Source organism: Veillonella sp. CAG:933 (assembly GCF_000431435.1).
Classification (GTDB): domain Bacteria; phylum Bacillota; class Negativicutes; order Veillonellales; family Veillonellaceae; genus Veillonella_A.
The window spans coordinates 20,101-34,183 of record NZ_HF986201.1 but is presented as its reverse complement, the minus strand read 5'-3'; the positions used below and the strand labels follow the sequence as shown (position 1 = coordinate 34,183).

The window sequence follows — 14,083 nt, the reverse complement described above, 5'->3', positions numbered from 1 at the left end:
CCGGCACGGCGGTAGCCGTGGCGAATGCGGATGATAATGTAAAAGCGGTGGCTCACGAAATATGTCCGTCTAATGAAGATGACGGGGTAGCGCACTGGCTCGAGGAGCATATTTTATAGGAAGGGAGACCTATTGTGGAAGGTACATTCAGATTACTCATTGTGACAGGTATGTCCGGTGCAGGCAAAACACAGGTAATGCAAGCCCTGGAAGATATGGGGTTCTTTTGTGTAGATAATTTGCCGCCCGTTTTAATTCCGAAGTTTAGTAACTTGTGCCGCCAAGCAAGCGACCGTATTAATCAAGTGGCGCTGGTGGTGGATATTCGCGGCGGCCAGTTTTTTGAAAGCTTGTCCGACGCGTTGGCATCACTCAAAGAAATGCAGGTTCCTTATGAAATCGTGTTCATGGATGCTACCGACGAAACGCTGATTCGACGTTACAAAGAAAGTCGTCGCAGTCATCCGTTGGCTCCGGACGGCCGCATTACGGTAGGTCTTAAAAAAGAGCGCAAGATTCTTGACTCCATCCGTCCGTTTGTCGATTATATTATCGATACGACGAACATGAAAACGAGCCAGTTGAAGGCGTACTTGCGTCAGAAGTTTTCACAATTGGAAGAAAAGAAACAGGGCATTGCCGTGTCAGTCGTAAGTTTCGGCTTTAAATACGGCATTCCTCTTGATGCGGATATGGTATGGGACGTTCGTTTTTTACCAAATCCGTACTATAATCCGGAATTTCGTCATAAAACGGGCCGTGTACCGCAGGTTAATGAATACATTAATTCCTTCGAGGTGACGGAACAATTTTTGAGTACCATGTTTTCAACTATGGACTTCTTATTGCCTAATTATGAAAAAGAAGGCAAGAGTCAGTTCGTAGTGGCCGTAGGTTGCACCGGTGGTATGCATCGCAGTGTAGCTATGGCGGAAGCGTTGTATAATCATGTACAGACATTAGGCTATCGGGCAACAATTGAGCATCGGGATATGTTTAAAAATAATGTTGAAGAGGATTGCAATCCTCGCGAGGTAACGGCGGCCGAAATCAAATAATTCGGCAGGGTTATCGCTAGATAGGAGAATTCAAATGATACATATGTCAGGATTCCGGTGGCTCACGCCAGGCCTTAAATTAAAACGATGGCTGGTTGTGTTTGGTCTTGGTATGCTGCTCGTAATCATCGGTGTGGCCTTGATGCTTAATTATCAATGGCTGTCATATTTTGAAGATTTATTTTTACAGTTTTTATATGAAACGACCGGTTCCTATAACTATACTACGTTGGCGACCGGCGGCTTTATCACCATTTTAGTAGGCATCGTGCTCATGACTATCGGGACCAAGCAGGTAGGTAGCGCGGTGGTGCGAGCCATCATTCCGGCCGATACGGATAAGGTGGGGGACTATATTTTCCAAAATATCCGCATGGCGAAAGGACCGAAAGTCGTTGTTATCGGCGGCGGTACCGGTTTATCTACCTTGTTGCGCGGTTTGAAAACGCACACATCCAATTTGACGGCCATCGTAACGGTAGCCGATGACGGCGGTTCGTCCGGTCGTTTGCGTGAAGACTTCCAGATGATTGCACCGGGCGATTTGCGTAACTGCTTAGTGGCCTTGGCGGAAAAAGAAGGCCTCATGGAACAGCTGTTCCGTTATCGTTTCGGCGGTGAAGGCGATTTGGCGGGTCATAGTTTCGGCAACTTATTCTTAACTGCGTTGACGCAGATTCTTGATGAAGATGTGGATAAGGCGCTTGACGCATCCAGTAAGATTTTGAAGGTGCGCGGCCGTGTTATTCCGGCGTCCACGCAGAATATTGTGCTCATGGCGGAAATGGAAGACGGTTCCATTGTAGCCGGTGAAAGTCAGATTCCGACTGTGCAAAAACGTATTAAACGTGTTTTCACAGAACCTGCTTTACCGCAACCGCAGGGTGCAGCTTTGCAAGCTATCGATGAAGCGGATGCTATTATTTTGGGACCGGGCAGCTTGTACACAAGTATTATGCCAAACCTTTTGATTGATAAAATTGCAGAGCATATTAAGGCTTCCAAGGCACCAAAAATTTATATTTGTAATGTTATGACTCAGCCGGGTGAGACGGACGGTTATACAGCGGCCGCTCATGTGGCCGCCTTGCAACGCTTGGCCGGTCAAGGCATTGTCGATACGGCTATTGTCAATGATGTGCCGTTTGACGAAGCAGTTATCGAGAAGTATAAAGCAGTAGGCGCCGAACCGGTGAAGGTGGATACGGATAAATTGGCAGGCCTTGGGGTGCGTACGGTGCGTGCCGGTCTTATTCAGCATCCGGAAACGGCTGTTCATGATCCGGAACGTCTCGGTAAGATTGTAATGGATGTTATTTACGCCATGCAGTCCGGTTTAGAGCCGCATATTTTGGAATATTATTTAAAACGCGAAGACCGTTAATCACCGATAACTCTTAAAGACATTTGTGTGATTGATACTAACTCTTGAAAATATTGATGTAATTGGTGCGGCTGATGCGGTTGATGCGGTTACTGCGATTTTAGTTAGATTTTGTATTAAATAAGGCGTAAGCCTGCTGCTGTCTTACCGGCAGTTTTGAGAGAAGAGAAGGGAGGCACCTATGTCGTTTGCAGAAGATGTAAAAAACGAACTGTGTCAGTATAAGAATGAAGACAGTTTGTCTGCCAAAGTAGAAGCCTCTTGTTTGTTACGCATGGGTGGTTCATTGTTATTGGGCAGTCAGGGCCGTGTAGGCATTCGTTTGGCGACGGCGAATAATGCGGTAGCTCGGCGTGTATTGTCTATTCTACGCGCTCATTATGCGTTGCATACGTCAGTCCTCATTCGCCGCGGTTTAAATTTACGCAAAAAGAATGTGTATACCTTAACCGTAGAGCCAACCGTTGAAGGCCGTGAGGCTTTGGAAGATATGGCGTTATGGCCCATGGATACGGCGTTACCGGCGGAGTGGCTGACAACCATGGAAGGACGGCGTGCCTTTTTGCGCGGTGCTTTTTTAGGGGGCGGTTCCGTCAATAAACCGGAAAGTGATTACCATTTGGAGTTTATGACGAGTAATCAGCATTTTGCCGATGAAATTGTGCGCGTACTGCGACTCTTTCATATCGTGGCGCGGGTAACGGAGCGTAAAGATTCCTATGTGGTGTATATTAAAGAAGGCGATGCTGTAACAGATTGTCTACAAATCATGGGGGCTCAGTCAGCCCTTATGGAATTTGAAACGGTGCGTGTTGTCAAAACGGTGCGCAATCAGATTAATCGGCAGGTTAATTGTGAAACGGCTAATTTGCAAAAAACGGTAAATGCCGCCGTGCGTCAGCTCGAGAGCATTCGTATCATCGAGCGACACCAAGAGCTTAGCGATTTGCCGCCGAAGTTATTGGAGGTGGCGATGGTGCGCTTGGATAATCCGGACGCCAGTTTAGGGGAATTGGTTGATCTTTTGGGCGGCCATATTTCTAAATCCGGCGTAGGCCATCGCTTCCGTAAATTGGAACAATTAGCACTGTCTTATGAGCCTATGGGGCTTGAAGAATTTATGTAGGAAAGAGGAATAATTCAGTGAAATTATTACGCAATAAATATAGATGGTTAGCCATCTTAGTAGCGTTATGGACACGCGGCGTAGGCTTTGTAATCGGGGCACCGCCGGAAACGGTGGACTTCAAAACTACAAGCTTTACGCCATTGCCCGTAGTTTTGACGGAAGAAAAAGACACATTGATTTTTTCTGACAGTCCTGAATATGTAAATAAAAGCGGTGTATTGGCGGCCGGTACGGTTAACGGCACGGGTCGTGTGTATTTCTACCATGTTAATGAAATGAAAGAACCACAAAAAATCGCTATTGTACTGGAAAATACATCAAAAAAGAATGTGGAAGTGACGGTTCACCGTGAGATCTTTGCAGAACCGAATCGTGAATATTTTGTAGTGGGCAGTGAATTGTCACGGGAAGATTTGGATGCTCCATACGTGGGCACGAATCGTCAATGGCAACCGGCCGCTCAACGGGAACGTTCGGCAAAGGCAGCCGGTGTACCGGTGCCGACAGTAACCGCAAAGAAGGATACGATTGAACAAATTGCCGATACCGCCACGACCGATAAATCAACGGTCGGTACAGCCGTAGCAAATACAGCGACAGCTAATGTCGTCACGGCCAATACAAGTGGCGCGATTGAGAAGATGGCCGTAGCCGGCCAAAGAGGTGACGATGAGGCTGTCAAAGTAGGCGATGACGTAGTGGGCAAACAGCGTGAACAGGCGGTAAAGGCTTGGCGTACAGAAGTTCGTCAGCAGGCTCAGGCTGAGGCTAAATTAAAGCCCACCGTGCTTGATACGGTGACGTTGGCGCCGGGTGGCAAACAAGCGTTCTTTTCAAAACTCGATAAAATCCCGATTCCGCAGGATGACTTGTTCTCCGGGATTTTTGACTTTACGTCTACCGGTCCGGTGTACGTAAAAGTTATGATGTTGCCATTTGAAACGCCGGCTTTGGGCGGTTCTTTGATGGCGGAAACTTTGCCTATGGATGAAGTGGCTTTGCGTGGTACCTATGTGGGCGCTCAGCGTCGTTTGACCTTGATGCAACCGTTTGACAGTTCCTTGGGACCTGTGTCCGTTATGGTGGCCAATGACCGTGAAGATCCCTTCGTGGAAGGCGTTGATGAATTGACACCAAATGCACCTTCCAATGCTTCAGGTACCGGAAGTGCTGCCGGTGTTGCCGGTGCTACAGGTGATATAAGCACCGCTACGGCGGTAAGCGGAACGGCCGTAACGAATCGCGGTAATTACGGTGTGAGCTATGAAGTGACGATTCCCACTATGGGCAATCGAGATTTTGCCCTTTATATTAACCCTTTGGGCGGGGCTTATGCCGGTTCCTTTAAGGTAACGTATGACGGCCAATCGGAAATTTATAATGTACCGACGGGGGCGCGCTTATTTTTAGGTAATAATACGACGGAAGACAGCCAGTATTTTAATACGTATAAAGCGGGTAAATTATTGACGATTCAATTTATTCCGGCCGGGGCGTCGAATTTGCCGATTCAGTTCTTATTGGTGCCACAGGCATAATTACAGGCAAAGTTAAGATTGCGCTGAATAGTGGCTTTGTACTAGTTGCAAAGTAGAATAAATTTATTCAAGTGAGAGCGATGTATTTTGCTCTCACTTTTTGCTTTATACCGCAAGCTTACCTGTAAATTGAAATTAAATGTCTTTTTGGAGCAGAACTCAGAACATGTCCCTGTTATTATTAACTTATTGAGTAATATTCTCATAATTCCTAAAGGTAAAAAATGATCTAAATTTTGATTTAGATAGGATTAGACTTAGGATTTATCGTATAAGGTGGTAATTATGGAACAGGTATTTGTATGGCGTAAAGCCGTCATCGGCTCGCTTGGTTTTCATATAATAGCTGCTGTCGCTTTAGGCGTTATCGGCTATCACATGAGCCAAATGGCGGCAGCCGAGGCGTATGAAATTGATTTATCGATTCCTGTGGCGCAGGAAGAGACTATAGTGAAACAAGTAGAGTTTCCCAAACCCTTAGCCGTAGAGGATGTGAGTCAGCGTGTAGCCGCGGTGAGTCAAACTACGAATCCGGCAGCCGGCGGTTATGGCGGCGGGACACCGTCAGAAACACCGCAAGCGGTGGCACCGGCCTCGATAGTAGCGCCCGGCAGCGGTACATTGGATATACCGGGAGCTCACGAAGGTACTGCTACATCATTTGACGGTATCGGTCAAGGGGCGAATGAAGCGGGTGGTCCCGTTGGCGAAGGCCTTGGTAATGGTGAAGGTGCCGGTGTCGGGAACGGCACAGAAGAAGGCGTAGCTCCCGGTGAGCCCTTTGATATGGATGGTTTTTGGAGTGCCGTCAATGCCAATAAATCGTATCCGCCCATGGCTGTAAGGCGTAATATTGAAGGCGATGTGACGGTACAGGTCACTTTGGACAGCGGGGGTAATTTGGTAGCGGCAGATGTAATATCTTCAACTAATTCGTTGCTTGCCGATGCGGCGTTGAAGGCTGTGTATAATGCCACGCCATATAACAACCCGACCGGTGAAAGTGTCACGGTGAATGTGCCGATTAGTTTTCGCTTGACAAACTAACATAATTTATTTAAGATTAATTCTCAAGTATAGAATTAAGGATCCATTTAGTTTAGATGGAGAATACCAAAGCAATTCATTGATATTTAGAGTAAAGACCTTTCTGTAAGTACAGATTTTGTATAGCCTCAAAGCAGGTATACAGTTTGTACTGACAGAAAGGTCTTTTTTTGCATTTTGGAGGAAATATGCAGTTAGTAGAATCGATTAGGGATAAAATGCAGGATTCCGGCACACGTTTGCTCGAGATTCTGCACAATCGTAAAGTATATGAGCGCAAGGATGAAAACGGGTATGCCCGCATGATTAGTCAGCCCGTATTTGACGGTATTGACATCGTCTACAACGATGTCGTGATGGAGCGAATTACCCATAATGCCAAGCCCATGTCCGGTTTGTTTGAGATTCATTTTTGCCAAGACGGGCGCATTGAATGCTCTTTTGAAAACGGCAAATGCCTGTACATGAATGGCGGCGATATTTCGTTGGGCTGGAAAACGTGCAGTACCTTTCGCCATAGTTCGTATTTTCCGACCGGTTTTTACAAAGGTTTGTCGCTCGCCGTATATGTGCCGAAGGCTCAGGCGGCGGTGGATGCCTTTGTGGGCAAAAACAGCATTGACCTTGAAGAAGTGTGCAATCGTTTCTGCACGGCTAACGGTGTGGGGCTGGTGAAGGATACGGGCCGCTTAAAAGAGCTTTTTATGGATCTCTATAATGTGCCGGATGTACTGCCGGAAGTGTATTTGCGCGTGAAATGTGTGGAGATTTTTGTATTGCTTGGCACATTGACGTGTGAGTCGGGAGATGAGCATATCTATTTCGAGCGTGCTCAAGTGGAAACGATTAAGCGGATTCATGATGAAATTTATAACGACCTCGGTAATCATCACACCATTGAAGCCTTGGCGAATCGTCATCGTATTTCTATGACCGCTTTAAAACGTTGTTTTAAAGCGGTGTACGGCATTACGATTTACCAATATGTGAAGCGTTGTCGTATGAACTTTGCCGCTAAAGATTTGGTGAATACCAATGACGCAATTTTGGAGATAGCCAATCGTTGGGGTTATGAAAACGGCAGCAAATTTTCTTCTGCTTTTAAGCAAATTATGGGCTGTAATCCCCGTGAATATCGGGTAAAAAATAAAATGCTCAATTAAGGTAAGTGTAATAAATATATTGATTCATCGGAGAATTAATTGACTTGCGATTTTAAATTGCTTTACTTAATGAGTTAAATTTATTTCGAATATTTACTAAATTAGTCATATAAATAAGTTGATTAAATGTCTAAACGGATTGGTTTGGGCGTTTTGGGGTAGTTTGCTGAAATTAAGATTTGTTATCATTTAATGTATAGCGAATTGGTATAGTCAGCTGAATTCGCTTGCTAGGGCTTAAGGAGGCCATTATAATGGAAGGTATAAACTATATCGTTAATTTATTTGTCACCGGTGGTTTGGTTATGTACCCTTTGTTGGCATTATCGCTAATAACCGTGGCTATCGGGATAGAGCGCTGGTATTTTTTCAGATTGAATACGAAAGGCGGTCGCGGTTTTTCACATGGCGTGTATCACAGTGCCAAAGCCGGCAATTGGCGTGAAATCGATGAGCTTTGTCAGCAGTATCCGTTGTCTATCAGTCGCGTAGTGCATGCCGGTTGCAGTAATCGAGAATCAGAGCAAAGTATGAAAAATGCCTTTATGGAGCAAATGACGTTTGAAACGTCGTCTTTCAAACGGTATTTGGATTATTTAAGTGCTATCGTTACGGTGGCTCCGTTATTGGGCCTGTTGGGGACGGTTACGGGCATGATCGGTACTTTTGGTGTCCTCGATAACGGCGGCGGTGCGGCGGCGATTACGGGTGGTATCGGGGAAGCCTTGATTGCAACGGCCACAGGCCTTTGCGTAGCTATTATCGCCTTTGCCATTTATACCTATTTCAGCCATCGCTTGGATCAGTTTGTGATTCGTTCCGAAGAATTGTGTTTAACCATGGTGAATGCCATGAAAAAGGAATGGTGATACTATGTTCAAGCAATTTGGATTGAAACAAAAGCCCATGTTCATGATTATTCCCATGATTGATATTATTTTCTTTTTACTCGTATTTTTTATGATGAACAGCTTGCAAACGGTAGCGCAAAAGTCGCTCGATGTGCAACTCCCGGTAGCTCAGGCGGCGGTGCAACAAAAGCATGTGCCGGTTATTATTACCTTGGATACGGCGGGTCATATCGTAATCGACGGGAAGCCGCTCAGTTTGACCGATGCTAAAGAGGTACTGGTGACTAAGCAGGAAGCCAATCCGGCGGTGGCCGTAGTGCTTCAGGCCGATGCTCATTCGGCTCACGGTCAAGTGGTAGCTATTATGGACCTGGTGCGCAGTGCGGGGATTAAAAAATTCTCCATCGGTGCCACCAATAAATAAGTAGAATTCATACGGTGAAAAACGTATTGGAGTCGGCATAAGCGGGCAAGCAGAGCTGTGAAGGCATAGCCTCTTAAAGTTATGGAAAGGATTTGTATATGATGAAACCGGAAGAGTTATTTGCGAAGATGTCCCCCGAAGAGCGATTGATGCAATTGGGGCGGGCTACGGATAATCCGTTGATGGAGGCCTTTGATGCGAAGCGCGTCGTTCATGCCGGTCTCAACGGTCGTCCTTTAAGCCCTGAAGAAGCGCAACAAACATGGCAAAAGGTCATGGCAACGGAGCCGGTTAAAGGACAATTGCAATCGGCGTATATTCACATTCCGTTTTGCCAGACGAAGTGCCTGTACTGCGGATTTTTTCAAAACGCGGCCAATCAGTCTGCTGAGGACCGTTATATAGATTTATTGATTCAGGATTTAGAAAGTGATGCCACGCAGCGTCGCTTAAAAGACGGCTTAATTCAGACCGTATTTATCGGCGGGGGCACACCGACGTCGTTATCGGCAACCAATGCGGCTCGTTTGTTGCAGGCCATTAAAAAATGCTTGCCACTGGCCAATGATTACGAATTAACCTTGGAAGGGCGCATTAATGATGTGGTGCCGGAGAAAATGGAGGCCTGGTTTGCCAACGGTGTGAATCGCATGTCGCTGGGCGTACAGTCTTTTCACACGAAGATTCGTCGTCAATTGGGACGCCTTGATGATCAAGAGACCATCTTAGAGCGACTGCGTCAATTAAAAGAGTACAATCAATGTGCCTTGGTGGTCGACTTAATCTACGGTTTGCCGGATCAGACGCCTGAAAAATGGCAGGAAGATTTGGAGCTGTTGGAAGCGGCACCAATCGACGGGATGGATTTGTATCAGCTCAATGTGTTTGAAAACAGTGATTTGAATACGGCTATCAAGAACGGCAAAGTATCGCCGGCGGCGACAACTCGTGAACAGGCGGCCATGTTTGCCCAAGCGCGTGCATTTGTTGATTCGTATAATTATCGTCGCCTCAGTGCCGCTCATTGGAGCCGTTCGTCCCGTGAACGCAGCTTATATAACACCATGGCTAAACGCGGTTATCCCATGTTTCCGTTCGGCTGTGGCGCCGGCGGTAATGTGGGTGGCTACATGACGATGCTTCATCGTTCGTTGGGCGCTTATGAGCACATGGTTGAAGCGGGTCAAAAACCGTTCATGGTGCTTATGAAGCAATCACCATTACAGGAAGTGGCCAATATCATCGTTGATCAACTGGAGCATTGTTATTTTGACTTGAAGCCGTTAGTGGCTTACGATGAACGTTTGGCCGAGCTTACCTGGCTCTATGATTTGTGGCGTGAACGAGGGCTCGTTGAACATAACGGCATTATGTATAAATTAACTTTGGCCGGTGAATTCTGGCATGTGAATTTGACACAAACAACGATTGAGTTGGCGCAGTATTTACTGACTGGCGAATCGAGTATGTCCCACGAACGCATTGCGGCCCAAAATGCACCGGGTAAACCGGCCGGCCACCCCGGTGGCGTACCAAAAGGCCATCCCGGTGGCATGCCAAAAGGTCATCCGGGGGGAATCCCTAAAGGTCATCCGACCGGTGTATCACAGGGAAATCCGGGTCATCCGACCGGCATTGCTAAGAAATCGGCACATGCTATGACCGAACCGGAAGGGATGATAAAGGGTCACATGGGCAGTATGATTAAGGAACAACCGCCGGGCATCCATGTGGTGCGTGGCGCCAAAGGAAATGAGGTGTCCGGTTGAAACGATACGTATTGATTCCGGTGACCATCGTAGTCTTGTGCGTTGTAGCGTTGACAAGTTGGATTTCCCTGACTCATGAGGATAACACCAAGATACCGATGCGCACGGTGACGGATGCAACCGGCACCGAAGTAGTGATTCCGCAACATCCGAAGCGCGTCGTTATTTTGAACTCCGCCAATTTAGACATGTATTATGCCGTTGGCGGCACTGTAGTCGGTAAGCCTACTTCGTCGTATATTTCTAAAGAAATAAGGGAAAAGACGAAGGATGTGCCCGCCGTGGGCACTCTTCACAGCCCCAGCGTGGAGGCCATTATCGGGCTTCATCCGGACCTTGTTATCGGTATAAATGTACCGTTTAACACGAATTTACGGGATATTCTCGCCCAGGCGGATATTCCGTTATACATTAATGATTTAGACACCTATGACGATGTGGTGACGACGCTGACATTTTTCGGTGAACTCACCAATCAGCCGGATGTTGCGAAAGCAACGGCTGACAAAGCAATGGCGAATTATAATAAACTTGTTGATGATGCTAAAAAACAAAAGGGACCGCGCAGCCTTATTATTTTCGGCGCCCCCGGCAGTTTCAGCATGGCCACAAGTAAAGCCTTCAGCGGTAATTTATTAGAACTCTTGGGCGGGCATAATATAGCCGATATGGCGACCGGCCTTGACGGCGATTATGTGCCGCTCAGCATGGAGTATGTGGTGAAAACCGATCCGGAAGTTATCTTTTTTATCAGTATGTCGCCTAAATCGGACAGCGTTAATGTATTTAAACGTGAGATGCTTGAGAGCTCGGCCTGGGCTGATGTAAGTGCTGTTAAAACACAGCGGATTTATTACTTGTCCGGTGGCTTGTTTGCGGCAAACCCGGGCACGCGCATCAGTGAGGCGCTCACCATTATGTATGATGATTTATACGGAAAGGAGGCGGCACATGACGAACCGTAACGCGCCGGCCGGCACATCAACACCAATAAAAGCTCAAGAACGAGCCATAAACGGGCAAACGGCGGTGACTTCGAAACAAACTCAAAAGTACCATGATTCGCGGCAACGTAAACGCCGCCTGACATATCTTATAGCCGGCCTATTCTTAGTATTTGTGGTTATTACCGGCTTTATGTATGGCGCCGTGCCTATTACTTGGCAGGAACTGTTAGCTGTAATGCAGGGGCAGGGAACGGCGGATACAGAGCGTATCCTATATTATTTGCGCTTGCCCCGCGTGATTGCAGCCGCCTTGGTAGGCATGAATTTAGCCTTAGCCGGCTGTATTTTGCAAGGTGTATTGCATAATCCGTTGGCGGACCCCGGGATTATCGGCGTAACGGCCGGTGCCGGTGTGGCGGCCATGGCGGTTATGATTTTGGCGCCGGCCTTGACGGCGTGGGTGCCGTTAGCCGCTTTTGTAGGTGCTTTGGTGGCCTTAGCGGTTGTATTCATCCTGGCTTGGGACCGCGGTATTAATCCCTTGCGACTTATCTTAGCCGGTGTGGCCGTGGCGGCCTTTTTCGGGGGCGGTACGACGGCGTTATCCGTTATGTTCCCTGATCGAATTCAGGGCGTAGTTAACTGGTTGGCCGGCGGCTTTGCCGGTGCCCGTTGGACCTATGTGTGGATTGTTTTGCCATACAGCATTATCGGTTTGGTAGGGGCCCTTTGGAACTACCGTAAACTCAATGCGTTGCAAATGGGCGAAGAAGTGGCCCTGTCACTGGGCATTAATTTGAAAAAAACGCGTATCATTTTAGTACTTTTGGCGGCGATTTTAGCGGCCGCTTCCGTAAGTGTGGCAGGCTTACTCGGTTTTGTAGGCTTAATTGTACCGCATTTGATGCGCTTGGTTGTGGGTTCGGACTTTGAGTACTTATTGCCCGCATCGGCTGTATTCGGGGCCGGCCTATTGGTTGGTGCCGATACATTTGCCCGCACGATTTTCAGCCCCGCTGAAATTCCCGTAGGTATTTTCTTATCCTTCTTGGGTGCACCGTTCTTCTTATACTTATTGAAACGGAGGAGCCGCGCATGACAAGAACATTAGTTATGAAAAACGGCCGTATCGGTTACGATACGCGGGCTGTGGGTGAAAACGTTTCGCTCGTTTTTGACAAACCGGAAATCGTGTCCATTATCGGACCGAACGGCTCCGGTAAGTCGACGGTATTAAAAACTTTGGGCCGTTTGTTGCAGCCCTTGGGCGGTACCGTATACCTTGACGGTAAAGATATTCACAGCATGAATTCGAAAGCGGTGGCCCGTATTATTTCCATGTTGCCGCAATCGGCGCAGGCACCGGCGGATATGACGGTGCGGGATTTGGTCATGTGCGGTCGCTTGCCGTATCAGAATCCCTTCAGTTCGCTCACTACGGAAGACGTGGCGGCGGTGCAAACGGCATTGGAAGAAACGGGCCTCGTGGAATTGCAACATCGTCCCTTAAAAGATTTATCCGGCGGTGAACGGCAACGTGCTTGGCTCGCCATGGCCGTAGCACAGGAGCCGGACATTCTGCTCTTGGATGAACCGACTACCTTCCTCGATGTGCGCTACCAATTGGAGCTCATGAAATTGGTCGTGAAACTTCATCGTACGCGGGGGATTACGGTTATCATGGTCCTTCACGATTTGAATCATGCGGCTCATTTCAGTGACCGCTTGATTGCCGTCAAAAAAGGCAACATCGTGGCGGACGGTCCGGTGGCTGAGATTTTCACAGAACCGGTTCTCAGTGATTTGTACGAAGTGCAGATGGTATTTACCGAACTTAGTATTAATGGCGTAACGCACAATATATGCGTGCCTTATGAAAGTCGGTAGTGTATTAGAGTCGTTGTCGCTTTATTGAGTGCATCGGCATTTACCGCTTACAGAGATAGACGGTATTTACTATGAAAGCAAAAGCGTAGCTTTAGATTTTTCAAAACGGAAACGTTGAAAGGAGATATAGATGAACAGCATTGTTATTTACTCGTCCCGTACAGGGAACACGAAACAAGTAGCGGAAGCAATCGTAGGTGTGTTACCGGAAGGTACGCCTTGTGTGCCGGTAAACGAAGCACCGGCTGATTTGAGCCAATACGACTTGGTTTTCATGGGCTTCTGGGCCGACCAAGGCAATGCAGATAAAGCGGCGCAGGCTGTTTTAAAACGCATCGATAATGAAAAAGTAGCTCTCTTTGCTACGTTAGGTGTACCGCCGATGATGCCCCATGCGAAAGAAACCATGGTAGCCGCTACCGGTCTTTTGCCAAAAGGTCAGGAGCCAATCGGGACTTTCATGTGCCAAGGCAAAGTAGATCCGAAAGTCATCGAAATGATGTTTAAAATCTTCCCGGACGGTCATCCGCACGGACGCAATCCGGAACGTGAAGAACGCCATAAACAGGCGGCATCTCATCCGGATGCTAATGACTTGGCCAATGCAGCCGCATTTGCTAAAGACGTTTTGGCCAAATTAGGCTAATACAATACATATTGAGTGTAATAAATTGACATAATAGGTAAGGACCTAGCTAAACACATATGTGATAGACGGATTAAAGACCCCGAAGCTTCCGTGGCGACCGGGGCTTTGCCGCTATAGTCATTATGGTGCAGACAGGTCCTTTTATTATGTCATTTTTTATACATAGATTTTTAAAAAATATACCGGTAAGTTCTATATATAATTAGGGATTTGTAATGTGCAATTGTGAAATGTGTT

General features: G+C 47.2%; 15 protein-coding genes (1 of these 15 cut by a window edge). All 15 read left to right on the top strand.

Features of this window, described 5'->3' with window-relative positions; translation table 11 throughout:
- Positions 1 to 15: the 3' end of a Cof-type HAD-IIB family hydrolase gene (locus QZL64_RS07105; RefSeq protein ID WP_021841319.1), read on the top strand. It extends 714 nt beyond the left edge of the window; the window shows 15 of its 729 coding nt (coding positions 715-729); its start codon lies off the left edge, out of view; it ends in the stop codon at positions 13 to 15.
- 2 nt (positions 16 to 17) lie between these two features.
- On the top strand, positions 18 to 119 hold the full coding sequence (locus tag QZL64_RS07100) for an HAD family hydrolase (protein WP_296309423.1): 102 nt from the start codon (positions 18 to 20) through the stop codon (positions 117 to 119).
- A gap of 15 nt (positions 120 to 134) precedes the next feature.
- Positions 135 to 1,058, top strand: a complete 924-nt coding sequence (gene rapZ, locus QZL64_RS07095; protein ID WP_021841318.1) for an RNase adapter RapZ — start codon at positions 135 to 137, stop codon at positions 1,056 to 1,058.
- 34 nt (positions 1,059 to 1,092) lie between these two features.
- Entirely contained in the window at positions 1,093 to 2,442 is a 1,350-nt protein-coding gene (locus QZL64_RS07090) for a gluconeogenesis factor YvcK family protein (protein ID WP_021841317.1), read from the top strand.
- A 181-nt stretch (positions 2,443 to 2,623) separates the two neighbouring features.
- Entirely contained in the window at positions 2,624 to 3,568 is a 945-nt protein-coding gene (whiA, locus tag QZL64_RS07085) for a DNA-binding protein WhiA (protein WP_021841316.1), read from the top strand.
- A 17-nt stretch (positions 3,569 to 3,585) separates the two neighbouring features.
- Positions 3,586 to 5,109, top strand: coding sequence for a hypothetical protein (locus QZL64_RS07080; RefSeq protein WP_021841315.1), 1,524 nt, complete (start codon positions 3,586 to 3,588; stop codon positions 5,107 to 5,109).
- Between the two features lie 285 nt (positions 5,110 to 5,394).
- On the top strand, positions 5,395 to 6,156 hold the full coding sequence (locus tag QZL64_RS07075; RefSeq protein ID WP_021841314.1) for an energy transducer TonB: 762 nt from the start codon (positions 5,395 to 5,397) through the stop codon (positions 6,154 to 6,156).
- 188 nt (positions 6,157 to 6,344) lie between these two features.
- Entirely contained in the window at positions 6,345 to 7,319 is a 975-nt protein-coding gene (locus QZL64_RS07070) for a helix-turn-helix transcriptional regulator (RefSeq protein WP_021841313.1), read from the top strand.
- 254 nt (positions 7,320 to 7,573) lie between these two features.
- Positions 7,574 to 8,188, top strand: a complete 615-nt coding sequence (locus QZL64_RS07065) for a MotA/TolQ/ExbB proton channel family protein (RefSeq protein WP_021841312.1) — start codon at positions 7,574 to 7,576, stop codon at positions 8,186 to 8,188.
- Between the two features lie 4 nt (positions 8,189 to 8,192).
- Positions 8,193 to 8,594: an ExbD/TolR family protein gene (locus QZL64_RS07060; protein ID WP_021841311.1), complete on the top strand. Its 402-nt coding sequence runs from the start codon at positions 8,193 to 8,195 to the stop codon at positions 8,592 to 8,594.
- 98 nt (positions 8,595 to 8,692) lie between these two features.
- Positions 8,693 to 10,363, top strand: a complete 1,671-nt coding sequence (gene hutW / locus QZL64_RS07055) for a heme anaerobic degradation radical SAM methyltransferase ChuW/HutW (RefSeq protein WP_021841310.1) — start codon at positions 8,693 to 8,695, stop codon at positions 10,361 to 10,363.
- Positions 10,360 to 11,328, top strand: a complete 969-nt coding sequence (locus QZL64_RS07050) for an ABC transporter substrate-binding protein (protein WP_021841309.1) — start codon at positions 10,360 to 10,362, stop codon at positions 11,326 to 11,328. The genes hutW and QZL64_RS07050 overlap by 4 nt, the downstream gene beginning before the upstream one ends.
- Positions 11,315 to 12,409, top strand: a complete 1,095-nt coding sequence (locus QZL64_RS07045; RefSeq protein ID WP_021841308.1) for a FecCD family ABC transporter permease — start codon at positions 11,315 to 11,317, stop codon at positions 12,407 to 12,409. The genes QZL64_RS07050 and QZL64_RS07045 overlap by 14 nt, the downstream gene beginning before the upstream one ends.
- Complete coding sequence (locus QZL64_RS07040; protein ID WP_021841307.1) at positions 12,406 to 13,197, top strand: ABC transporter ATP-binding protein; 792 nt, start codon at positions 12,406 to 12,408, stop codon at positions 13,195 to 13,197. Before QZL64_RS07045 ends, QZL64_RS07040 begins: the two co-directional genes overlap by 4 nt.
- A gap of 130 nt (positions 13,198 to 13,327) precedes the next feature.
- Entirely contained in the window at positions 13,328 to 13,843 is a 516-nt protein-coding gene (locus QZL64_RS07035) for a flavodoxin family protein (protein WP_021841306.1), read from the top strand.
- Positions 13,844 to 14,083 lie beyond the last annotated feature (240 nt).